Genomic DNA, 22,163 nt, shown 5'->3' with positions numbered 1-22,163 from the left:
GATCTGCGTTGGCCGTTCTCATACTCACCCGGGCCCGCAGAATCGAGAGGTATCCGCAGCCGGTCGTAAACGCCACGCCAGTTGCCGTACTTCTCCGGCAGGTGAACCCATGGGGTCACGGTCTGGAACTTGAAGGCGATCGCGTCGATCATCCCCCGGTGATCACGCCACCGGGCTGCGGAGTCCGGTCCGCGAGCAACAGCGCCATTCCCGTCCATTGCAACTGAGTTGACGGCATGCCCGGACCAACGACCGACTGATCCGAACGAAACTCCCTCGCCAAGGCGCCGCAGCTGGTCCCGTGTACGCGCACGTGTGGACGGCGAACTGCTCGCGGTGGCTCCGGAGGACCGGGCCGGGATTCTGCTGCACTCTGCGCCTCAGCCCGAACCTGAGTCACTAGCCGCGTCGCGGCTGTTCCTGACGCGCTGCCCGCACGCCCGGGCGCCAGCTCCTGGCACCCACGATCGGTTCACGGGTCCCCGGGAGCCTCCTCTCCGGGTTTACGCGTACGTGTCGACAGGGTTTGAAATCGCCGACAGAGAACACACGGGCTCTGACACATTCTTTATACGACCAGGTAGGAGACACACACCATGGGCATCATCGCCTGGATACTCATCGGTCTGCTCGCGGGCATCATCGCCAAGGCCCTCATGCCCGGCAGGGACCCGGGCGGCATCATCATCACGATGCTCATCGGTATCGCGGGAGGTCTCCTCGGCGGCTGGCTCGGCAAGGTCATCTTCGGCGTCGACTCCATCGACGGCTTCTTCGACCTCTCCACCTGGATCGCCGCCATCGTCGGCTCGCTCATCCTCCTCGTCCTGTACCGGGTCTTCACCGGAAACCGCCGCCACGCCTGATCCCACCCCCGCTCCCCGGGCGAAACGGCTCCGGCCTTGGATCCATCCAAGGCCGGAGCCGCCGCCTTTTGTCGACTTCCCGGAGCGACCTTCAGGCTGCCCCGGGGCAGCCTTCCTTACCTTGGCTGTCGTGAGACCCACGCTGTACGCCGGGAACGCTCGTCGCAGCGCCGGCCGCAAAGCCCCGGATCCGACGCGCGCACGCCGCGCCCTGCTCCTCAGCCCGTTCTGTTTCCCGGTCGACGCCTCGGCCCTGACGTAGTGATCCAGGTCTCTGAACGCTTCCCGACGCGTGCTTCCCGTCCCTTCAGGCAGAAATGACGGAACGGGTGACCAGCCAGGGACCAGATGTCGAGACACGATGAGGATCCAAGTCGACCATGCGCAACCAGCGGCGCGGGGTGCGCTGACGGAACACCCGGGGCGCCGAATGGAAGAGCAGCTCATCCTCATCCGGGCGGCGAACACTCACCGCGAGGATCTGGTGTTCGTCGGCGAGGTTCTCCCACTGCTTCGCGGCTCAGTCGCTGAAGCGACCTCTGCGCGGCGGCGTACGGGCACAGGCGACGGCCGGACGTGGAGGGCCGCGAGAAAACGCTGCGGCGGACGTAGCTGCGCAAGCTACCGCGGGCGGCCGCGGAAGGTCTCGCAGAGGTGCCGCTCGCCACCAGGCCTCGGCCTGCTCCGCCGGCCCAAGATCACTGTGGGGGGGCCGATCGGGCCTGCGCGCAAACTGAGCAGTTGGGCCTGTACATGATGGTCCGGAGGGCCAAAAGTGAGCTGACGCGGCGGACGAAACGCGGCCGCGCTTCTTCGCTGTTCCCCCCAAAGCCAGCGAGGATGCGGTTCCGTGGACATCCTGCTCGTCGCCAGCGCATTCAACAGCCTTTCCCAGCGCCTGTACGCCGAACTGACGGGTCACGGCCACCGTGTGGGGGTCGTACTCGCCGCTCACGGCCCTGACCCGATCCGGGCCGCTGTACGCGAGTTGCGGCCCGGCCTGGTCATCGCGCCGATGCTCAGGACGGCGCTGCCCGAGGACGTGTGGCGGGAGCACACGTGTTTGATCGTGCACCCGGGTCCGCCCGGCGACAGGGGACCGTCCGCTCTGGACTGGGCCATCGACGCACGGGCACCCCGCTGGGGTGTGACCGTGCTGCAGGCGGAGGCGGCGATGGACGCGGGCGCGATCTGGGCGGCCGAGCCGTTCCTCGTGCCGCCCGTCGGCAAGAGTGACCTGTACCGGGGCGAAGTCGCTGATGCTGCGGTGAGCGCGGTCCTTGCGGCGGTACGACGCTTCGCGGACGGCACACACAAGCCCTTGCCGCAGACAGACACGTCGGTGACGGTTGTCTGGCGTGATTCCTTCCGCCAGGAGCGGCGCCGCATCGACTGGCACCGTGATGACACCGAGACGGTGCTGCACAAGCTTCGCGCCGCCGATTCACAGCCGGGCGCGCTGGATGAACTCCTAGGCCGGGAGGTGTTCCTTCACGGCGGCTTTCCGGAAGACCAGCTACGCGGTCGCCCCGGCGAACTCCTCGCCAAGCGCGCCGGTGCCGTCTGCCGGGCCACCATGGACGGCGCGGTCTGGATCCCGGAGCTTCGCCCCCGCAAGAACTCTGGCGATCCCGCTCCCTTCCGGCGTCCGGCCACCTCTGTTCTCGCCGCCTTCACCGGACGTACCGGGGCGGCTCTGCCGGAGGCCCGCCTCCCCTTCGATGTGCCGGCGAACCGCCGTACCTGGAGCGATATCCGATACCGCCAGCATGGTGATGTCGGCTTCCTGAGCTTCTCCTTTCCCGGCGGGGCGATGAGCACCTGGCAGTGCCGCCGACTGCTCGCCGCCTACCGGTTCGCGCTCGCCCGCCCCGCCCGCGTCCTCGTCCTGGGCGGCACGCGCGACTTCTTCTCCAACGGGATCCATCTGAACGTCATCGAAGCAGCCCCCGATCCTGGCCGGGAGTCCTGGGCCAACCTCAACGCCATGGACGACCTCGTCGAGGCGATCCTGCTCACCACCGACCGGCTCGTGGTTGCCGCTCTCGGCGGGAACGCAGCCGCCGGCGGCGTCATGCTCGCACTCGCCGCCGACGAGGTCTGGTGCCGCACCGGCACCGTCCTCAACCCGCACTACCGGCGGATGGGTCTGTACGGCTCCGAGTACTGGACCTACACCCTGCCCCGGCGCGTCGGCCCCGAACAGGCGGAGCGGCTTACGAACGAGGCTTTGCCGGTCAGCGCGGCCCACGCCGAACGGCTCGGTCTCGTGGACCGGCTTGTAGCGGCCGCACCGCAGGACTTCGCCGCCGAGACCGGGCGGCTGGCCTGCGAACTCGCCGCCGGCCCTGGCCTGGACCGGCGCATCGCCGCCAAGGCCGACGCCCACGCCGCGAAGGAACGCGCACGTTCCCTCGCCGGCAGCCGACGTGCCGAACTCGCCCGCATGCACGCCATCTTCTTCGACCCCCGCGCCCCGTACCACGCCCTGCGCTCCGCCTTCGTTCGCAAGACCCCGGGCCATTCACCCTTCCCGCTCACCGGACCCGTCGACCCCGGATGACACCGCGTCCGCTGACGGCCGATGCCGGGAACATCTTCCTCAGCAACGACCTCTCCACGCGGCGCCGTGCAGGACTGCCCAAGACCGCCCTTTGCCGATCGTTCCGCCACTCCTCTCGCCGGCAGTTCCATGGACTCTGACTTTGCCCAGAAAATCGAACATGCGATCTAATCGGGGCTATGGACGCACCCACCTTCCCCAGTGACCTCGTCCAGGCTCAGACCGCCTGGTACGCCACGTACCGAGAACTCGCCCACACCCCGGCCACCCACGGCACCGCCGCGCACCGGCGACGCCTGCAAGAGCTGTCCCGTTTCATCGCCGCACACCCCTACTGGCAGAGTCCCAACGGAACGCCAGCGGCCAGAATGGCGCTCAAGGACCTTGCGCGGCAGCAGGCCCACTCATAATGCCCGGCACCGCATGTCAGCCCGCCGGCGAGCAGCACGGCAGCGCAGATCACGCCTTCGACATCACCGACCTCGAGTCCGGCATCGTGTTCGTGAACCCGGTACACGTGATCATGGCCAGGAGAGTCGAGAACGTGAACACCGGCCTCGCCGCGACATGGGCATCGTTGTCGCTGGCGGCAGCGTTCCAGAGGTTCCAGGGCTCGAGGCGGCAGTGACGCGTGCGCCACCGCTACGTCCCCCACCATCGGCACGGTCGGCTCGAGACCCGGTCCGGGACGCCGCCGGCTACCTGCCCTAGCGGACGAGGAACCAGGCCCCCCGAGCCGCCCGGTGGCGTCGTCCGGCTAAACAGGCGAACCTCTACGGCACGTCCAGTCGCCACTGCACGATCGACCGCATAGATGACGGGCTGTCCTTCCGTGACGGATCCCGCGACCAGGCGTCTGGCGGCTGCACGCCGCGCTGCCACGGCCGCCGGCCAGCCGGATTCCGGGCTGGTGTGGCGCCAGAAGGTAGGTGCTGGGCCGTCCAGAGCTGATGTCGGGTCCCGCAAGGCTGGGCCCCGGCAGGGGGTGGCGGTGGGGCACGCGGTGTTTTGTCGGGCTGGCGTCACCCCAGCGGTATGGCCCCTCGTATGCCTGTCTGCGACCACTACGTTCCCCAGCTTGGTGAAGTCGCCGTGCCGAACCCGTGCAGCCAGGACGTGGTGGGGGGAAGGGTGCATCAGGTGGCGGCTTCCCAGCGCAGGCTCGCTGCCTCGTCCCCGATCTCCCGGTAGGCCCGCGCCGCACGCTCCTTGACCCGTACAGGGGACTTCCGATCCCTGGCGCACCGGGGATTCGTGCCGGGATGGTTACGGTGTTGCCCATGCCACCAGAGCTGACTCCAGATCAGGTCATGCGCGCGGTCGCCGCACTCGAAGCGGCGTGGGCCAGTGACGATGATGCACTGGCCACCTTGGTGCAGAGCGGGCACGGCGAGCGGTCGCTCGCGGAGCTCGTCGCCCAGTACGGCGCCAGCCGACTGCAGACCGTGGTGCTCGTCGCCACCGGAATCGCCCACCTGGACGGGGCAGAACAGCAAGAGGCGCTGACGCAGTGGCGGGAGGGCCCCGTCTCCCTGGTGACCTCGGTCGCGATGACCATGATGTCCGGTTGGGCCCGCGCGGCCGGTGAGGACGTCCAATCGACGGGCGACCTCGCCCGGCATGCCCTGCAGGCCATCCTCTCCTTCACCGCGATCGGCGACGACCCACAGGGCGTACGGTCGCTGTTCGCGTACTTGCGGGAAGACGCCGTGGCTCATTCGTCATGAGACCTACTGGCAGGCATGCGCCCAAATGTGGCCGCGAGCGGCGCAGGGGTAGCGTGCTGGGTGGCCGTGGCAAGCAAGGCGCGGCAGGCGTAGGGCTCTCGCCCACGCATCCCCGGGGGGATGTCAGATGACGCGCCCGCCACGGGCCGAGCTCAACGTCAGCGTTCTATGGCAGGCGAGGGTGATGTGCGGCTGCACTCTCCCCAGGGGGCGCAGGCGTGGTGGGACGACGAACGCGGCGCGACCTACCAGATCCTCCAGACCCAGGTAGGCGGCGTATCGGACCGCCTGTGCGCGGCGGAGGGCCTGGCGTCGCTCGAAGTCGTCCACCAGACAGAGGCCCTCGCCGGCGAGCCGTGAGGCCGCTGCAGCTTCGATCGTTCAACACGCCTCCGGGGTACATGGCTCCGGATCAGGACGGCGTGCTGGGCGGCTCATGCTCGGGATCGTCGGGCATAGCAAAAGGTGCCCCGACCTGGAGTCGGGGCACCGCATCGTCTTGCGGGAGCAGAGAGCTGAGCGAGGCGCGGGACGGATGCGGAAAAGGACCGTGACAGTAGCCGCCGTTGCTCCGGGGCGGCCTCTTCGTAGCCGCGCAGGGGCTTGTGCGGGGATTCGGGGCAGGGATACGGAGCAGGCGGGAAGGATGCGGCGATGGCGTCCACGATGGAGGCAAGGGCGTCGGCTTCCGCCAGTGTGGTCGGCACGGGTTCCGGAGCGAGGCGACCCGTGCCGTGTGCATCAGGTGAACGGCGGCATCGCGCAGGTGGCGTCGGGCGTGTTCGGCCACGCTGATCCGCGCGTACGCGGGCGTGTGCCGGGGGCGCGGCATGCGCTGATGAGCGCGTGAAGGTGGGCGGCGGTCGGCTTCCGCGCGCCTGCAGCAGACCCGCCGCGCCAAGGCACTCCACCGGTGCGCGATACTCTCCCGATGGGTTCACGTACTGCTCCGATCAGCCAGACGGTCACGATACGGAGGGCCGTCGCGCAGGATGCCAAACGACTCACGCGGCTCGTGCGTGGCTCGGGCGCCTACCGGGGCAAGTACGCAGCCGCAGTCGCGGGCTACCGGGTCGGTCCTGATTACATCGAGGCCCATCGCGCCTTTGTGGCCGTCGGCGCCGACGAGCACGGAGGCCGGGTCCTCGGGTTCTACTCGCTCGTCCTCGCGCCACCGGAGCTCGACCTGCTGTTCGTCGCCGACGAAGCGCAGGGTCGGGGTATTGGACGCCTGCTCGTGGCGCACATGCAATCCGAGGCCCGTGCCGCTGGGCTCGACCGTCTCAGGGTCGTGTCGCATATTCCCGCCGAGGACTTCTACCACCGCGTTGGTGCGGTGAGGACCGGGACCGCCTTTGCGAACCCGCCCGCCGTGCCGTGGGACCGTCCCGAATTCGAGTTTCGCATTCCTCCGGAATGACGCGGTGTGCCTGCGGGCACCCTGATCGGTATGGCCACCGACGGGGCCGCCCACTGCTGCACCACCGACGACCAGGGCGCCCCGCCACCCCCACCAGCCACATCGGCACCCTCGGAACGCCTACCTGTATGCCGGTGGCCTTACGGCGGCTCCGTCAGGTTCCAGCCGACGCCGGAGCACCCGTCATGGCGCGGTCGAGCTGACCGGCGCCGCCATGTGTCTTCGCGATCATGCGCGTCCCGATCCACAGGTCGCAGAGGGTCTCCGCGTCGCTCGTTCGCCTCGCCGTCGAGGACGGTCCCGGCCGGGAGCGGCAGGCCGGCCAGGTCGGCGAGGTCGCCCCACACCGCGGTGACGTCACGTCCGGAGCGGGCCCGCATCCGCACCCGTCACCGGTCCGCCACATGACCCGTCCGGTGGCCGTCGACCCTCATCTCGAACACCCAGCCCCCTCCGGTCGGCAGTGCCGGAACAGGCTGGGGCGAGGACGACGGAGACGGGCCAGTCCGGCCCTCCAGCCTGCGACGGCCGCGGGTGTACTGCTCGCGGTGCGCTTCGGGAAGCAGACTCGGGTCCGGCTCCCTACGCTGGCGTAAGGTCTCGCAGCTGACGGCACGGGCCCTGCCCACTGACCAGGAGCTCGGCTGGGTCGCAGTCGCCGGTCGATGGCGCAGTCCGCCAGTCTCACGGCGGCGGCATTTCCTCAGGGAGTGGACGGCCTGGGGCCCCAGATCTGAGTCGGCGAAGCTGGAGTCCCCGGGGGTTGGCTGGCGCGGTTCGTGAAGAGGTACGCCAAAGTGCACAGCGCGCCGCGCGAGGCGGCACGCGACTTCGCGGGTGACGCGTCTTCGCGGGTGACGCGGCGGCCGGGCGATCGGCTGGAGGCCGATCGCCCGCCCCTCGTTCCAGCAGGTGTCAGCGCGCCTCGTTCGCGGGCCAGGCGCGTGGGTAGGGCACGCGCATCGTCTCGGGCGCCACAGGGGTGTGGTCGGCGGCGGCCCGGATGCGTCCGTCGCGCAGGACGATGGCACCGCTGCGGAGCATGGTCGTGACCAGTTCGGTGGCGAGGGCCTCGGGGGTTACGGCCAGGAGGTGGGCGGCGTCGGTCAGCCAGGCGCGGGCGTGGAGATACGGCTCGACCTCGTCGGATCCCGTCGCGGATCATCAGGGCGAAGGCGAAGATCCGGCGGGCGCCGTACCAGATGGTTCCGGCGGGGTCGTCGATGAGTCGCTGAGCCCGGCGAAGGGCGGCGGAGAACGCGGCTGCGGGGTCGGTGGGTATCGGGCCGTGGGAGGGGAGGATCAGGCGGGGGTCGAGGTCGGCCATCCGTTTGAGGGAGGCGAGCGCGGTGGTCGCCGCGCCGGGGCCGTCGAGGGCGAGGTTGACCCAGCCGACGTCGTAGTCCGACAGCGCGTCCCCGACGACGAGGATCCGCTCCTCTGGCTGCCACAGCGCGAGATGGCCCGGAGTGTGGCCGGGGGTGCGGACGGCCTGCCAGTCGGTGTCGCCCAGCTGTAGGACCTGGCCGTCGTCGAGCGGGACGTTCACGGTGTACGGGGCGACGGGTTGGTCGAGGTACTCGGCCCCGCAACAGCCGGGATCCCGACGGGTGATGGCGTCGGCCTCCGGTGTTCCGGCGGCGATGGTGGCGCCTTGGGCCTGGAGGAGGGCGTTACCGCCGACGTGATCGGAGTGCCAGTGGGTGTTGACGACCAGGTCGATGGGGCCGGCGTGTGCGCGGGCCCAGGCGGCGGTCTCGTCGGCGTGGCCGACGAAGCCGGTGTCGACCAGGGCCGGTTGCCGTCCCGGCAGCAGGAGGGTGTTGGCGTCAGGGAAGGGCCGCTGCCACCACGTCAGCCAGGACGGCAGGATCGCGTTGGAGGGCTGAGGGCTCATGCGGCGGGCCGGTTGACGCGGATCAGGGTCTGCTGGCCGTTGGCGACGAGCTTGCGGGCGCCGTCGACCTGGACGCCGTAGACCTCCAGTTGACAGACGGTCAGGGTGCGTCCGGTTTTGAGGACGGTGCCGATGGCTTCGAGGTGGTCGCCGGCGGCGGGTGCGAGGAGGTTGATCTTGTACTCGACGGTGAGGACCTCGGATTCGTCGTCGAACAGGGTGAGCGCGGCGTAGCCGCCGGCGGTGTCGGCGATGGCGCTGGTGGCGCCGGCGTGGATGTAGCCGTGCTGTTGTGTCACCTCGGGGCGGGCCTGGAGCACGATGTGGACCCGGCCGGGCCTGATGTGAGTGATCCGTGCGCCGAGGTGGGACATCAGGCCCTGCTGGTCGAAGCTGTCCTGGATGCGCTTGCGCACCGCGGGGCTCGCCTGTTCCTGCTGGTCTTCCACGTGCGTGCGCTCCTTCGGATCCGGGTCGGGTGGAGCGGGACGGGTTCCTCAGCCGGCCAGTCGTTCCACCAGCAGGAAGATACCGATGGCGATCATCATGGCACCGCTGATCCGGGTGACGATGCGGGCGGCGGAGGGGCGGGTGCTCAGGACCGTCCGTGCCAGGACGCCGACGGCGAGGTAGACGACTGTGCACGCGGTCAGATGCACCGTGCTGAGGAGGCCGGTCTGCGCGGTGACCGGCCAGCCCGTGGCAGGGTGGATGAACTGCGGAAACAGCGAGAAGTACAGCAGGAGTGCCTTCGGGTTCAAGCCGCTGATCCCGGCCCCCTTGAGCATGACCCGCAACCGGGAGGTGTCCGTGCTTTCTCCGGCGGCTGTCGGCACGGCCGGCTGTCGCAGGACGCCCCAGCCCAGCCACAGCAGGTAGCCGGCGCCCGCCACGGTCAGGGCGGTGAGCGCGGCCGGGGAGCTCGCCACGATGACTGCCAGGCCCGCGACGGCCACGAGCGCGTAGGCCGCGTGGCCGGCGATCAGGCCGGTGACGGCCGGGACGATCGAACGTCTCCGCAGGCCGGCGGAGATCGCGTAGGCCCAGTCCGCACCTGGCGTGAAGACCAGCAGCAGGTCCACAGCCAGGAAGGCCGCCAGCGTCGTCGTATTCATCGTTCGTTCCCTCTCGCATGTCTTGCTCTGGAGGGAAGGCTAGGCCGGAATTGCCCGAAGATGTTTGCGTATTTACCTCATGATCGCGAGATGTGAGGGAGAATCTCCTTCGTGGATGCCTTGGATCGGAAGATTCTTGCTGAGCTGCAGCTCGATGGCCGCCTGACGGTGACCGAGCTGGCCGCTCGTGTACAGCTGAGCGTCTCGCCCTGCCACCGTCGACTGCGCGACCTCGAACGTGAGGGAGCGATCCGCGGCTACCGGGCCGTCGTCGATCCGTCCGCCGTCGGCCTCAACTTCGAGGCCCTCGTCTTCGCCACCCTGCGCTGGGAAACTCCCGACACCGTCACCGCCTTCGAAGAGGCCGTGTCCGCCGTCCCCCACGTGCTGCAGGCGCAGCGCCTGTTCGGCGAGCCGGACTACCTCCTGCGCGTGGCCACCAGCGACCTTGCCGCCTTTCAGCAGCTCTACGACCAGCAGTTGGCCCGGCTTCCCGGAGTCCAGCGCCTGACCTCCACCCTCGTCATGAAGAACGTCATCGACGACCGGCCGTTGCCCGAGTAGCCGAACGCCTGAGGGTCAATTCCGCGGCGGGCGGCCCGGGTAGGCGGAGAGCCCCGGGGTGCCGGACCAGGATCACGCAGCCGCCGATCGCAACCGGCCTTACGGCGAGGCAGCGTCCGTACGGGTTCACCGTGCCCGGGATCGTCTGCTTCGCCGCGGCGTCTACCGCCGTTCCCCGGCGGGACCGCACCTTCTGACATCCTGTCCGGTCTGCTGGGCGTGCCCGATCCGCGCGAAGAAGCGGGACGTCGTGCGAGTTCCCCGCGACCGTGTTACTCCGACGACGGAACGGTGACCCCGCGGCGCGGCCCTGGGGTCCCTGACGGCGAGAGGAGGTTGCGGGCGAACACGTCCAGCGCTTCCGTGACCTCCCTCAACCGGTGCGCCTCGTCGGATCCGAGGACGGCGGTGAGTGCTTCGTCGATGCCGGCGGCGCGGACCCGCGCCACGCGCTCGGACTCCTCGGCGGCCTGACGCACCAACAGCCGGCGCCGGTCGGCGGGATCCGGGGTCCTCGCCTCGAAGCCTCGTCCAGCGGGACACCGTCAAGGTCGGCACGGCGCGGCTCGTCGAGAAGATCAGGCGCGAAAAGCCACCCACGTCGGAACCCGGCGGGGAAGCGGAGGTTCTCCAGGTGGTCTGCCGATGGCTCGGTCCAACCTCGTAGCACCACCCGCGTGAACCCCACCGCTCGCCGTGTCCACGCAAAGGTCGCGACCACCTTCGGCCATGCTCGATCTTCCAGAACTGCGCCAACGCCGCAGCGGACACTGAGCGTGACGTCTGGGCTGGTCATCGTTGCGCCCATGGCGGCCAGTGACCTATGCCCAGGCGCTACCTCCGACTGCCGTGACCTCAGCCGTCAAAGATCTCTAGCGGCGTACCTTGAACCTCAGGTGCAGCACCCTGTCGCCCTGGATGACCACGTGTGGATCCTCCAGCAGATGCTGCTCGTCGATGCCGCCGAAGTAGCGTCTGCCCGACCCGAACACCACCGGGACCACGTCCATCGCCACCTCGTCCACGAGACCGGCCGCGAGGATTTGGGCGCCCGCTTCGCCGGCATTCACCGCGACGATCCGCTCCCCGGCGAGTTCCCGGGCCTTGTCGATCGCAGCCACCACTCCATCGACGAAATGGTAAGACGCCTCGGGGTGCCACCCCTCGGGCTTGGGCCGACCGGACACCACGACCACGTGATCGCCCGCGGGTGGCTTGCCCTCCCAGCCGTTCACCTGGTCGAACAGGTTACGGCCCATCACAATCGTGCCGATCGACTCCCACGTCGACCGGACGTAGTCCGCCGACGCACGCGAGACCTTGATGCCGTCGCCGGCTCCGGAATGGTCGTACTCCTCGTCCCCGCCAACGACGATCGGGACGTCCCCGCTGAAGTACCACTCATGAAGAGGCCCCACCCCGCCGTTCGCGTCGGCGATGAAACCGTCCACCGACACCACACTGTGCATGATCACCGTGCCCACGGGCCCTCCTCAGAGTCTCCTTGCGCGTTCGCCACAATCCTTTCGCGTCGAGGGGATCCGGGCATGTAAGAAATCAATCGGCAGGCATCGGGCCGAAGTCCTGCGGGCCTCTCCGCTCGGTGGCGAATCGACGCTGCCGGGCCAGGTATTCCGTCGGAGTGTGGCCAGTGAAGTCTTTGAACTCCCTGCTGAAGTGGGCGTGGTCGAAGTACCCCGCCGTTTGGGCGAGCTGCGACCAGTCGACCGGGCGCAGGGCATCCACGCCCACGATCAGCCGCGCAAAGCGGTAGATCCGTGCCACCCGCTTGGGGGTGACACCGACATGTGCCTTGAACAGGCTGGCCAGGTGATTGCCACTCACCCCGGCGGCCTCGGCCAACGAACCGACCGGGATCGTGCCGTGCGAGGTCTCCAGACGCCTGCCTGTGTGCTGGACCAGGTCGAGACCGCGGGCCGGGGCTTCGACGAGCCGCGACCGCAGCTCCTCTTCCAGCACCCGCAATGTCTCGGCCGCCGACGCGACGTCGCCGACCCGGTTTCGAATCCGGTCCCCAGAGCGTTGCCAGACGGCGTCGACCGGCGCCCACCGGTTACGCAGTTCGGCGGCCGGCATGTCGACGAACGGCGACATCCCCCAGGGTTTGAAGTGCACCCCGACGAGCCGCACATGCTCGGGGTACTCAAAGAGGAAGCGCCTGGTCCACACGCCCATGAACCACCCCTCGGTGAACACAGCCGGCGCCACCGAACGGTCGGAGTCCCACAGACGGACAGGTCCGCCCAGGTGAAGGAACAAGTGGGCCGAAGGCATCGGCGGGACGTTCATCAGCCGGTGGCGCGGCACCCCGGTCAGACAGTAGATGTCGTCGATGAACCGGTCGAGCGGCGGAGCGGGCACCCGGCCGACGTATTCCATGGACCCAGTGTGGCCGCCCGAGCGGTCGGTTCGCGAGGGTGGTGTCGTCGGCCCTGCCATCGATCGTCTCCCTGCTGAACCCCGGCCCCTGAAGATCTCTGGAGGCCTGGTCGTTCGGGCTGCCTGAACTGCCGCAGCAGGCCTACTGGTAGCAGTTGCCGCTGCACAGCATGGAGACGGTGCCGCTCTCACCGGAAACCGCTGCAGCGGCAGGGATCCTGTGCGAGTCCCACGGCGTCGGCGCAGCAACGGCCGGCGTCCCGAGGGCGGCGAAGGCCGCGACGGCCATGAGAGCGGCAGCAAGGGCACGCTTGGGCATACGCATTCGGAACTTCTCGAACGATCCCGGTGGCTCAGCTACTTGCATCCGGCTGGACGCGAGACCAGTCTCACCATGCCGACTCCGCTCTGAGTAGCTCTTCCATGAGGTTCGAAACGTTCCGAGGCCTCCACGCCTCGGCTGCAGGCCGTCCCACCGCTCGGCTCTCACCGCGGCGTTCCCCTTTACGGCGTGAGCGGGGTCCTCTGCGGCCGCCTCACCAGGGGACACCTCCACGTCGTCGCCCAGCCTGACCACGCCGTGCCCTACGGCCACCCTGGTCCGGCCGCGTTCCTCGCCTCGCCGATGATCCGACGTCTCGCCAGCTTCCGCATCTTTGACCTCGATGAGTTGATGCGGTGACTTGGTCCGGGCCCACAGACCGCGCCCGGTCGCCCCGGTCCCGCCCTCCCGTGACCAGCGAGCGGACCCAGGCCGCCGGGCAGTGGCCTTTCCCCGAGCGCCACTGCCCGGCCCACACAACGACAGCACCGTCGTACGCCTACTGGACTCCGGTAAGGCGCCTTGAGCTCCAGGAACCTGCCCCTTCGCCGCTACATGCTGGGCGTTGTGGACGACGTTGGCCGACCTTGTCCCGAAGACGCCGGAACCGGTGGGCAGGGGCGGGCGGGTGTGGGAGACCTGATGTGACGGGCCGCAGGAGGCGGCCTCATGGGCAGGCCGCGGGGAGGCCGGGCGTGGGAGAGATCGTGCAGGGGCTGGAGCGTGCGTTGCGCACCCACCCGTCCCCTCGAGCACCGAGGCCCGTCTGCGGGTCCTGCTCGTAGCACACCGGAATTCCACCAGGAGCGTCGCCGCCGTGCTGGGAGTGTCGCAGCGCACCGTGCAGCGATGGGTGACGAAGAGGCCCGGAGCGCGGCGCCCGCCGGGTCCGCTGCAGGTCCGGGCTATTGAGAGGCGGCAGCAGAGCTGGGGAATCGTCGCCGACATGCCGGGAGGTGTTGAACTCGTCGACCGGGCAGACGAGTCGGACTACGAACTCGGCCTCGATCTCGATCTCGACTGCCTTGCGGGCCTGCAGGAGCCGGTGGAAGCCCTTGAAGATCGGCACATGCCCGCGCCGGGTGAACGTCGCCCGATCCTTCACCGCCAGGTCACCGACCATGCAGGCCCGACGGGAGCGCTTCGCCGGTCCCGTTGGTCTTCCGCCTCAGCACTCTCACGCTGTGCACGGCCGGGACGGGGCATTGCGCGCCGTCGAGTCCGCGCTGGCCATCCGTTCGTCCACGGGCGCTTTCCCCACCCCGGCCGCTTCCCTCAACACCGACACCGACAGCTGGAACAGGTACGCGAACGAGTCCTGCTCGCTCCGTAGTCACGTTGTCAGTGCCTGATGCGAGGATCAGGTCGACCTTACGCAAGGAGATCAGCATGGGCACCTGGGACATCGGTCCCTTCGGCAACGAGACAGCTGCGGGCTTCGCCAACGCTCTCGACGACGCCGAGCCCGAGGCATGTGAAGCTCTGATCCGAGGCGTCCTCGTCCGGACGGTCGTCGCCGCGGGCTATCTCACGGAAGCGGACGAGGCGGTGGCCGCCCCCGCACTCATCGCGGCGCAATGCCCGGGAGGCCAAACTGTCGTCGCCACGCCCTGCGGCCCGGAAACGCCTATCCCCGTGTTCCCTTCCGACCTTCGGACGCTCGCTGACAAAACCCTCGCCCGCATCGCCGGCGACGAAGCTGGGCCGGCCTCGAAGTGGGTCGACCCGGAGGACTGGAAGCAGTGGCAGGCCATACTCACACGCCGCCTTCGCGCAGCGCTTGTCCCGCCGCCCCCCTTCCATCGCTCTCTTCGACGTCCAGCCATAACGAAGCGTCACTCCGCACGGAAATTGAGCCAGAGCCCGAGAAGGGGCTGCATATGCTCACGACTTCGAGAGGCGTTCAGTCAGCCGCGGCCGAGCCTCCCGACTGCTCACCAACCAGCCTTTATCAAAACTACAGGTGCTGACACATCCACGTCAAAAAATCAATACCGACAAACCGGTACAGCTCAACAGGTCTACGTGGGCGGGTGTCCTGAAGAGAGGGGCGGGTCGGGAAGCCCGCGATGTTCGGAGGCGATGCTGCCACCTTCGCCTTTCCCACGAGGATTTGCCGCCCGGGTCCCGTGTCTGGGATCTTGTCCGAGGCGGCGATCTCGAGCAACGCGCGCAGTCGCGGCGCACTCACTCCGGCCCCAACTCAGGCCTGGTGGTGGAGTCGTGGCCGAGCCAGGAGCGTCGGATCTGGCGGATCTTCGGACTGTCCATGGCCATACTAAGAAGGAGAAATAGCGTGAACACCGAAAAAGTTACCGCTCGACGTCTTACGAGCGACGAGGTTGCAGAATTGGGCCTCCAGGAGGAGATTTTCGTCTCGGCAGAGCTGGACGACCTTTCTCTCGACTGCTTCGCTCCGGCTTTCCTCACGAAGCCGGGAAAGTATTTTGATGGAGGATCCTTCATCGCAAGGACAATTTTCGGCAAGGAAATTCATGTTCTCCCGGACAATTCCGAAGAGCGCGGGATCTGGGTTGCCGACGAAGCCGGGGAGGAAATCGAGGTTCTCCAGAGTGCCGGCGTCCTCCTGAACCTCGCGCTCTTCGTGCCCAACGGGAACAAGGAATCTCTGGAGTCGCTCTACACCGCCGCGAGGGAAGCGTTCGGCGCGGGAATCGTCCAGCGCTGGAACGAGGAAGTCGTGGCGGTGCCGGACGTCAAGGTCGACCTGTTCGAAGAGCCGGCCCGCGGTCGGAAGAACACGAGCGGCCAGAACCGCGACCGCCGCGCCTTGGACATCTACCCCACCCGAGTGCGGTTCATGGAGCCCAGCACCGGCTGGAAGTTCATCGTCGAACCGCACCACGAGCCCATCGACGACACACCGACGATCTGAGCCGACAGCAGCCCGCAGAACGCACGCCGACGGCTGCTGTCTCTCACCGCGCGACTTCAGCACACAGCCTGACCCGATCGGGACGAGACGGGGCGGGGCGGGGTGGCGGCACCCCGCCCCGCCCCCGCGCGACCCGCACATATTGCGGAGCTCTTTCGCGTATGCGCCGATCAGGCGCGCCGGCCTCGTGCGGGAGCAGGGTGTGGGCCGCTGATATCTCCGACAGCAAGGAGTGTTTCTTCTGATGACCGCACAGTCCGCACGCCCTGAACGCAGCGGTCCGGAGACCGCCTCGGTCATGGATGTCTCACCGTTCAAACCTTCTCTCGTCAAAGCGGTGTTCAGGGACGTGACCCCGATGCACGTCTCTCGGTCGGCCGCGTGGGCCGCCGCGTCGGTGACGCGGACAGTGCTGACGGAGATCATCGACGGCGCGAGGAGAGCGGCGGCGGCGGAGGCCCGGAAGAAGCTGATTCCCGGGGACCTTCTCTCGGCGATCGACCGGAACGTCGAGCTGGAGGTGGGGGGCAAGTGGTACGACCACAGCCCGACGTTTCAGGGCCTGACCGGTGTCCTGTACGACGCCGAGGGTGTCATCGTGCCTTCTCGTAAGCGCAGCAGGTCGCGCAAACCGAGCGCTGTGGTCGGCGCCCACAGGTTCGAGGCCGGGGTCAAGAAGCTGCTACGGAGCCAGAGGGCGACGGCCGTCCGGGCGATGGTCCGCGACCTCGACGGAATCGCGAGCGTGTTCCTGACGGACCTCGCCCGGGACGCGGCCATGGTCGTCCGCGAGGGCGGGGGCAAACGGTTCGGTTCGGTCACCCCAGTGATGTCTGGCGAACCGGCCCCACCCCCGTTCCCCAGGGATTCTTCCCTCCCGGCCCTGTCCGCCCGCAGGGGGGACAGGGCCGGGAGATCGGCAGGGACGACATCCTGGCCGCCACCACGATGCAGTTGTTCGGCGGCAACCTCAGACAGCAAGCCCTCACCGACGCAACGCAGGGATGGTTCCTGACCACCTGACGGGCCGCAGAGCCTCCCCATCTGCTCCCCTCGCGTGCCCGCATACCAGCCCCTCCCAGTTCCGGGGCGCTCCAGCGGACGTAGACGCCTCCGGCGTACTCACCCACGCTGTCGGCCTCCACCCAGACGCCGGGTCTTCTCCAAGCCTTGACGCTCGAGATTGGCGGCAGGGCCAACACCGTCGAGTTCCTCCAACAGCACCATCATCGAGACCGACAGCACCCCCAACGACCTGATCAAGCCCGAGGTTGTCAACCAGCAGGTGCGCAAGACGGCCGACGGCTCTGCCGGCCCCGGCCCGGCGCCGGCGGCGCAACGCACGGTCGTCCGCCGCTCCGAGCGTCGCGGCCGATCGTGACCGAACCTCCCCGAGCACAGCGGCGTCGGCTCCTCGAGGACGCTCGCCGGGAACTCGTGGACCACCTGCGGCGGACCATCAGTCCGCAGATGGGTCCAGAGCCGGCCCAGGACATCCTGGAACAGGCCAGGGTCTGGGGTCCGACGCCGGCGCTGGAGCTGGCCGCCCACCTGGACAAGCGACCGAGCACCTTCACCGCGCCCGCAGCGAATTGCCCAGCATCCCTGGTCCGACTGCTGTGCACACTGGACGAGTTGGGCCTGGCCTTGTTCACGGATAGCGGTTCTGGCTCAACTTGTGTGGCGTGGGTAGCCGGTCGACGGCCTCGTCGCGGACGTCAAGCACGGTCTGCTGGGGCCGGGACTGTGACTCAGAACGGATGGGACGCCTGCCCGGTGCCAAATCGGCATGCCTAACGTAGCCACTCGATGCGATCATGCAGTCCGCCGACAGAGCGGGGAAAGCGTATGGCCGGCCTGACAGTGACGGTGTGTCTGCCGCCCGAAGCCGCGGACGACATCGACGAGGCCCTCACGACGGCCCTCGCGCCATTTGACCAGGACAGTGACAACCCCGTGGACCGCGGCATGTGGGATTCACGCCGCATCCTCGGCGGCAGCAACGGCAGGGGGTTCGCGGTCGTCCGCGGATACGAGGACGACCCCAGGCTGATTCACGACGAGCCCACCTATAACGGCCTCCCCGCTCCCAGCGCTCCAGGAGTCTGTGCCGGAGGACCGCGTGCCCTGCTCGACTTCTCACGGCCGCAAGCCGCTCCCGAACGCGTGACAGCCGCAGGCTGGGATTTGTGGCAGCAACTGTCCGCGGTCCACCTGCCGGCACTGCCCCTGTCGTTCTTCGAGGAGCGTTGGAAAAAAGACCAGCACGCGTTCCCGGGCGGCCCCTGGGCCAACGGCATGCTGGCCGCCTACCGGGCCCAGCCCCTGATCAAGGCCTACATCCATCACTCCTGGAGCCTCTGGCTGGGATATCCAGACTCCCCGATCAGCAGGGAGCATCCCATCATCGGCTTCCGCGGCAGCCGCGCCGACTACATCCGTGAGTACTCCTGGGTTCCGCACAACACGGACGTACTCACCGTGGACGGCTGGTGGCGCGAAAGCAACGGAAGCGCCCTTCACGCGTACTGCCACCCGAAGTCGTGTCCCCACCAACCCCCCAGGCCCACTGTCTGGCCGGGCAGCGAGGCATACCTGTCACAGCAGCCCCACGACACCATCCTGGTACGACTCCACTGCCACTGCTGACATCACACAAAAGCTGTGCCAGAGCCCGGATAGCGACAGCGATTGTTCACGGGTTTGGGAGCCACCCCGATCCACGGTCGGGTGATGTTCACGAGTTTTCACAGCACTGCGGTTCTTGCCGAGGCAGCATCGGGATGCTCCTGGTGAAAGGTGCTGGTCATGCCGGTCCTGACCGAGCGTGAGGAGAAGAACAGCGTCGCGATCGCCTCCAACGAGTCCTTCGGCGGCTGGACCAAGACCTTCACCGACCCCCGCCTCTGCGCGGCCATCGTCGACCGCCTGACCTTCAACGGAACCATCATCGAGACCGGCACCTACTCCTACCGCCTCGCCAGCACCCGAGCCCGAGCCGAACACGCAGAAGCGGGCTGATCAACCGCTTCAACGCCTGGCCGGCAACCGTTGGAGACCGGCCAGGCCGACGTCATCCGAGCGGGACCCGCCCTGCGGCCAGGGGCCCGGCATCCAGATGAGCTGCGATGCGCGCGACGGTCCGGGCGTTGTCCTCGAACAGATGCGCCTGCATGCCCGCCGCCTGGGCGGCCTCAATGTTGACCGCGACGTCGTCGATGAACAGGCAGTTCTCCGGCCGCACGTCCAAGCTGGCGCATGCGGCCTCGAAGGCACGCAGGTCGGGCTTCTCGATGCCGATCTCGTGCGAGTAGAGGATCTGCTCCACCAGCTCGTCGAAGTGATAAAGCGACGTCTCCCGCTCCCTGGCGCCCACGAAGCTGTTGCTCAGGATGCCCAGCCTGCAGCTTCCGCGCAGCCCTCGCACATAGTCGATCAACTCCTCGTTCGGCGTCCCCAGATACTCCGCCCAGAGATCAGCCATGAAGGCTTCAACCTGGGGAGTGGCAAGACCCAAACGGGCCGCCACCTGCTCGTGCACCTCGCGCTCGCTGATACTCCCGACACTCCCAGCCCGCCACACGTCGCGCATCCGCTCATGGACAGTGCCCAGTGGCAGCTCCAACCGCTCCTCCCACCGTTGCACGCATCCCGTTTCCGGCGTGATCTCCAGCACGCCACCGATGTCGAGAATGACGCAGGTCGCGGTCACGCGAACTCCCCCTCTTCGTCCTGGACCAGCGAGCACAGATCGCCCTCTCATGTGATCGACAGAGACACTGTCGTCTCTCCCTCTGGGGCAAGGTCAAGCGATCTTCGAAGCTTGTGACAGCCCTGTCGCAAGCCGCCGACCCGGCTCGCCTCAATCAGCAGGTGCCTTCAAAACTCGTGACGATCCGCGAAGCCGTCGACCGGACGCTGCTGTCCAAACTCGTCAACAAACGCTGTCGCAAGAAGTGATCGAAGCCATGGGCCACGGCGAAGTCGTCACATTGCCGGTCTGCGTGGTCTGCGGCCGCACCGGCCGACTACCCAGCCGCACCAAGGAGGGTGACCGCTGCTGCACTTACTGCTACACGCGCCTCAATCCGCAGCCCTGCGCGCGTTGCGCAGTAGTCCGGCCGATCGCAGCCCGCCGCCCGGAGGGAGGGATCTGCCGAAGCTGTCAGGCGACGGACGCCCACTACTTGAGGCAGTGCGCGGACTGCGGCCGCATGCGTGCCCCACATACTCGACGGGCCGACGGCGGCATCCTTTGCCAGACCTGCGCACAACGTCCACCGAGCGTGTGCTGCCGCTGCGGGCAGGTGCGTCCTGTTCATGCCCGTAGTGATGACGGCCCGGTCTGTCGCGCCTGCTACCAAGGCTCTCGTCGGCACTGCGGTCTCTGCGGCGAGATCGCTCCGATCGCGTTACGCGCCACCGCCGAACGTCCAGAAACCTGCCAGCGGTGCTACCGCAACAAGAAGGAATGTCTGCGGACGCGTCCGCGACGGCAGGAAACTGCCCAGCGGCGGCTTCCGCTGCACCAGTTGTCGCCCCCGGACGATGCGTACCTGCGCACTCTGCGGCCGCCACCGGCCGATCACGTCGAACTGGCCCCTCGGCTCGGTATGCACTCCCTGCTACGACCACCACACCCTCAACCCGCACGCCTGCCCGAGCTGCGGCACCATGCGGGTTCTGGTCGGCCGCGCCAAAGACGGATCCCAAGTCTGCGGCCCCTGCGTCGGTTCAGAACTGAGGCAGCCGCCCACCACCAGCACGAGAACCCATGAGCCCTGCCACACCAGCACCGTTGATCAGAGGTTTTCAAGATGGTGGATCTTCGCTCTGGCCGCCTGCCTGCCCGGCGGTGTGGTGCTTCTTCTCCGTCGCGGTGCCTGTCGGAGCTCGACGCCGGGCGGGTCGCCGACTGTCAGTCGATGCCTTCGACGATGCGGAAGTCGCGCTCGACGCCGTCGGACAGGGCGACCAGCGCCTCCTGGTAGGCCTCGCTCTCGCGTGCCGCGAGGGCCTGTTCAAAGCTGTCGAACTCGATCACGATGGTGCGCTCGGCGATTCCGGCGTCGTGTGCGACGACCCGGCCGCCTCGGATGAGGAGCCGCCCGCCCCCGGCCTGGACGGCCGGACCGGCCAGTTTGTTGTAGGCAGCCAGCTTCTCAGGGTCTGAGATGGTGCGGTAGGAACTGACCCAGTAGCCCTTGGGCACGAAACCTCCAGTATTCGAAGAGCACATCTGACTTCGTATTCGCAATTCGGTTCTATCGAACCTGACGGCGGGTCGCCGGGATGATCCGGAGCACGAGCTGGTCGGCTCCGACCCTGCGGTCGACCGTCGCAGGATCCTCCCGAATGTCGGATCGTGCAGTCGCGTCGCCATTGCGACGCTGGGAGTCTGCGATTCGACCGAGGCTGCCGACTCGGCCTCTCAAGATGGGGAGATGCTCAGGAGCATGCTCAGATCCACGGCCGGCGCGCTGTGGGTCAGCGCGCCGACGGAGACGGCGTCGACACCGGTTTCCGCGACGGCGCGCAAGTCGTCCAAGGTGATCGTGCCCGAGGCCTCCAGCTCGATGCCGGAGTCGGGGGCCAGTTCGCGTCGAAGGCGGACGGCTTCGGCCAGTTGCGGCACGGTCATGTTGTCGAGCATGATCCATGACGGCTCGGCCTGCAGCGCTTCACGGGCTTGGGCGAGCGTGGCCACCTCCACCTCGATGGCCATGGTCCTGCCCTCCGACGCCATGTTCTTACGGACGCTGTCGATGGCGGCGGTGACGCCGCCGGCGGCCGCGATGTGGTTCTCCTTGAGGAGCACCATGGCACCGAGGTCCAGCCGATGATTGTGCCCTCCGCCCGCGGCGACCGCGTACTTGTCCAGCAACCGAAGTCCAGGGGCGGTCTTGCGGGTATCCAGGACGCGGACAGGCAGATCGCGCACGGCGGCCACATACCGATCGGTGAGTGTGGCGATGCCGCAAAGCCGCTGGAGGAGGTTCAGCACCGTCCGTTCGCCGGTGATGATCTGGTGTGCCGGGCCGGATATCCTCGCCAGGACATCGTCGGCCTCAAGTCGAGTGCCGTCGGGCACCGATTCGTCGATCCGTGTTTCGCCGCCGATACGGGCGTAAACCTCGGCAGCCAGGGGCATCCCGGCAGCCAGGCCCGGTTGGCGGGTGATGATGACTGCCGTCGCCCATTGTCGCGGCGCGACGCTCCATCGAGTGGTGACGTCATCAGCGGCCGCATCTTCGGATAGCGCGAGTGTCACGACGTTGCGGGCTGCCATGTGAGGGAACTGCATGCGGGGTCCTTGGCTTCCGGTTCGATCGGATGGGGCGTGCCGGTGATCGCGGATCAGGCGGTTGCCGGTGCCGAAGGCGCACAGGCGTC

At 68.1% G+C, this 22,163-nt stretch carries 23 protein-coding genes and 3 pseudogenes; 17 read left to right on the top strand and 9 right to left on the bottom strand.

The genetic code is table 11. The features are described from left to right. Positions 1–596 precede the first annotated feature (596 nt). The 8 genes from HEP85_RS40445 to HEP85_RS40410 all read left to right on the top strand — a co-directional run bounded on the left by HEP85_RS40445 (position 597) and on the right by HEP85_RS40410 (position 6,576). A complete protein-coding gene (locus HEP85_RS40445) occupies positions 597–866 on the top strand; it encodes a GlsB/YeaQ/YmgE family stress response membrane protein (RefSeq protein ID WP_168532255.1) in 270 nt (89 codons plus the stop codon). A 130-nt stretch (positions 867–996) separates the two neighbouring features. Then, on the top strand, positions 997–1,128 hold the full coding sequence (locus HEP85_RS40440; protein ID WP_282189886.1) for a hypothetical protein: 132 nt from the start codon (positions 997–999) through the stop codon (positions 1,126–1,128). 588 nt (positions 1,129–1,716) lie between these two features. Continuing rightward, positions 1,717–3,429 carry an enoyl-CoA hydratase-related protein gene (locus tag HEP85_RS40435; RefSeq protein WP_168532254.1) on the top strand — a complete coding sequence of 571 codons (1,713 nt, stop codon included), beginning with the start codon at positions 1,717–1,719 and terminating at the stop codon, positions 3,427–3,429. A 179-nt stretch (positions 3,430–3,608) separates the two neighbouring features. Then, complete coding sequence (locus tag HEP85_RS40430) at positions 3,609–3,839, top strand: hypothetical protein (protein WP_168532253.1); 231 nt, start codon at positions 3,609–3,611, stop codon at positions 3,837–3,839. Next, positions 3,839–4,057, top strand: a complete 219-nt coding sequence (locus tag HEP85_RS40425) for a hypothetical protein (protein WP_168532252.1) — start codon at positions 3,839–3,841, stop codon at positions 4,055–4,057. The genes HEP85_RS40430 and HEP85_RS40425 overlap by 1 nt, the downstream gene beginning before the upstream one ends. A gap of 652 nt (positions 4,058–4,709) precedes the next feature. Continuing rightward, positions 4,710–5,156, top strand: coding sequence for a hypothetical protein (locus HEP85_RS40420; RefSeq protein ID WP_168532251.1), 447 nt, complete (start codon positions 4,710–4,712; stop codon positions 5,154–5,156). A 168-nt stretch (positions 5,157–5,324) separates the two neighbouring features. Then, positions 5,325–5,516, top strand: a complete 192-nt coding sequence (locus tag HEP85_RS40415; RefSeq protein ID WP_168524973.1) for a hypothetical protein — start codon at positions 5,325–5,327, stop codon at positions 5,514–5,516. Between the two features lie 571 nt (positions 5,517–6,087). After that, positions 6,088–6,576 carry a GNAT family N-acetyltransferase gene (locus HEP85_RS40410; protein WP_168532250.1) on the top strand — a complete coding sequence of 163 codons (489 nt, stop codon included), beginning with the start codon at positions 6,088–6,090 and terminating at the stop codon, positions 6,574–6,576. 703 nt (positions 6,577–7,279) lie between these two features. On the opposite strand, the gene HEP85_RS40405 is transcribed toward HEP85_RS40410, so the two are convergent. Genes HEP85_RS40405 through HEP85_RS40395 form a run of 3 tightly spaced genes read right to left on the bottom strand, consistent with a single transcriptional unit; the run spans position 7,280 to position 9,588 of the window. Then, the gene (locus HEP85_RS40405) at positions 7,280–8,473 is read right to left on the bottom strand and encodes an MBL fold metallo-hydrolase (RefSeq protein ID WP_248002340.1); all 1,194 of its coding nucleotides are present in this window, start codon (positions 8,471–8,473) and stop codon (positions 7,280–7,282) included. Further along, a complete protein-coding gene (locus HEP85_RS40400; protein ID WP_211118163.1) occupies positions 8,470–8,922 on the bottom strand; it encodes a PaaI family thioesterase in 453 nt (150 codons plus the stop codon). Before HEP85_RS40400 ends, HEP85_RS40405 begins: the two co-directional genes overlap by 4 nt. 48 nt (positions 8,923–8,970) lie before the next feature. After that, on the bottom strand, positions 8,971–9,588 hold the full coding sequence (locus HEP85_RS40395) for a LysE family translocator (protein ID WP_168532249.1): 618 nt from the start codon (positions 9,586–9,588) through the stop codon (positions 8,971–8,973). A gap of 111 nt (positions 9,589–9,699) precedes the next feature. Between HEP85_RS40395 and HEP85_RS40390 the strand changes: the two genes are divergently transcribed. After that, entirely contained in the window at positions 9,700–10,152 is a 453-nt protein-coding gene (locus tag HEP85_RS40390; protein WP_168532248.1) for an Lrp/AsnC family transcriptional regulator, read from the top strand. Positions 10,153–10,424: 272 nt separating this feature from the next. Here HEP85_RS40390 and HEP85_RS40385 read toward each other — a convergent pair whose 3' ends face one another. The 3 genes from HEP85_RS40385 to HEP85_RS40375 form a co-directional block, all read right to left on the bottom strand. Next, positions 10,425–10,601, bottom strand: coding sequence for a hypothetical protein (locus HEP85_RS40385; protein ID WP_248002339.1), 177 nt, complete (start codon positions 10,599–10,601; stop codon positions 10,425–10,427). A 423-nt stretch (positions 10,602–11,024) separates the two neighbouring features. Beyond that, positions 11,025–11,636, bottom strand: a complete 612-nt coding sequence (locus HEP85_RS40380; protein ID WP_168532247.1) for a dihydrofolate reductase family protein — start codon at positions 11,634–11,636, stop codon at positions 11,025–11,027. A gap of 73 nt (positions 11,637–11,709) precedes the next feature. After that, on the bottom strand, positions 11,710–12,552 hold the full coding sequence (locus HEP85_RS40375) for an AraC family transcriptional regulator (RefSeq protein ID WP_168532246.1): 843 nt from the start codon (positions 12,550–12,552) through the stop codon (positions 11,710–11,712). A gap of 511 nt (positions 12,553–13,063) precedes the next feature. On the opposite strand from HEP85_RS40375, the gene HEP85_RS40370 reads away from it, so the two are divergent. From HEP85_RS40370 to HEP85_RS40340, 7 genes and pseudogenes are all read left to right on the top strand, one after another. Further along, complete coding sequence (locus HEP85_RS40370; protein WP_168532244.1) at positions 13,064–13,234, top strand: hypothetical protein; 171 nt, start codon at positions 13,064–13,066, stop codon at positions 13,232–13,234. Positions 13,235–13,640: 406 nt separating this feature from the next. Continuing rightward, a complete protein-coding gene (locus HEP85_RS40365) occupies positions 13,641–14,207 on the top strand; it encodes a hypothetical protein (RefSeq protein WP_369658161.1) in 567 nt (188 codons plus the stop codon). Positions 14,208–14,263: 56 nt separating this feature from the next. Beyond that, positions 14,264–14,566: pseudogene (locus HEP85_RS40360) on the top strand (DUF4259 domain-containing protein); the annotation flags it as partial. 604 nt (positions 14,567–15,170) lie between these two features. Continuing rightward, entirely contained in the window at positions 15,171–15,770 is a 600-nt protein-coding gene (locus HEP85_RS40355; RefSeq protein WP_168532243.1) for a hypothetical protein, read from the top strand. 244 nt (positions 15,771–16,014) lie between these two features. After that, positions 16,015–16,793, top strand: a pseudogene (locus tag HEP85_RS40350) (hypothetical protein). 825 nt (positions 16,794–17,618) lie between these two features. After that, on the top strand, positions 17,619–18,419 hold the full coding sequence (locus tag HEP85_RS40345; protein WP_168532242.1) for a hypothetical protein: 801 nt from the start codon (positions 17,619–17,621) through the stop codon (positions 18,417–18,419). 165 nt (positions 18,420–18,584) lie between these two features. Next, positions 18,585–18,791 (top strand): annotated as a pseudogene (locus HEP85_RS40340) (ATP-binding protein); the annotation flags it as partial. A 52-nt stretch (positions 18,792–18,843) separates the two neighbouring features. On the opposite strand, the gene HEP85_RS40335 reads toward HEP85_RS40340, so the two are convergent. Then, positions 18,844–19,482 (bottom strand): HAD family phosphatase, encoded by a 639-nt coding sequence (locus HEP85_RS40335; protein ID WP_168532241.1) that lies wholly within the window; start codon positions 19,480–19,482, stop codon positions 18,844–18,846. A 113-nt stretch (positions 19,483–19,595) separates the two neighbouring features. On the opposite strand from HEP85_RS40335, the gene HEP85_RS40330 reads away from it, so the two are divergent. Then, the gene (locus HEP85_RS40330; RefSeq protein WP_282189885.1) at positions 19,596–19,730 is read left to right on the top strand and encodes a hypothetical protein; all 135 of its coding nucleotides are present in this window, start codon (positions 19,596–19,598) and stop codon (positions 19,728–19,730) included. A gap of 958 nt (positions 19,731–20,688) precedes the next feature. Here HEP85_RS40330 and HEP85_RS40325 read toward each other — a convergent pair. Both HEP85_RS40325 and nadC read right to left on the bottom strand, forming a co-directional pair. Further along, complete coding sequence (locus HEP85_RS40325) at positions 20,689–20,982, bottom strand: DUF1330 domain-containing protein (RefSeq protein WP_168532240.1); 294 nt, start codon at positions 20,980–20,982, stop codon at positions 20,689–20,691. 219 nt (positions 20,983–21,201) lie between these two features. Next, positions 21,202–22,074, bottom strand: a complete 873-nt coding sequence (gene nadC, locus HEP85_RS40320) for a carboxylating nicotinate-nucleotide diphosphorylase (protein ID WP_248002337.1) — start codon at positions 22,072–22,074, stop codon at positions 21,202–21,204. Between the last annotated feature and the right edge of the window lie 89 nt (positions 22,075–22,163).

This window comes from Streptomyces sp. RPA4-2 (assembly GCF_012273515.2).
Classification (GTDB): domain Bacteria; phylum Actinomycetota; class Actinomycetes; order Streptomycetales; family Streptomycetaceae; genus Streptomyces; species Streptomyces kaempferi.
This window is presented reverse-complemented; position numbering and strand designations above follow the sequence as displayed.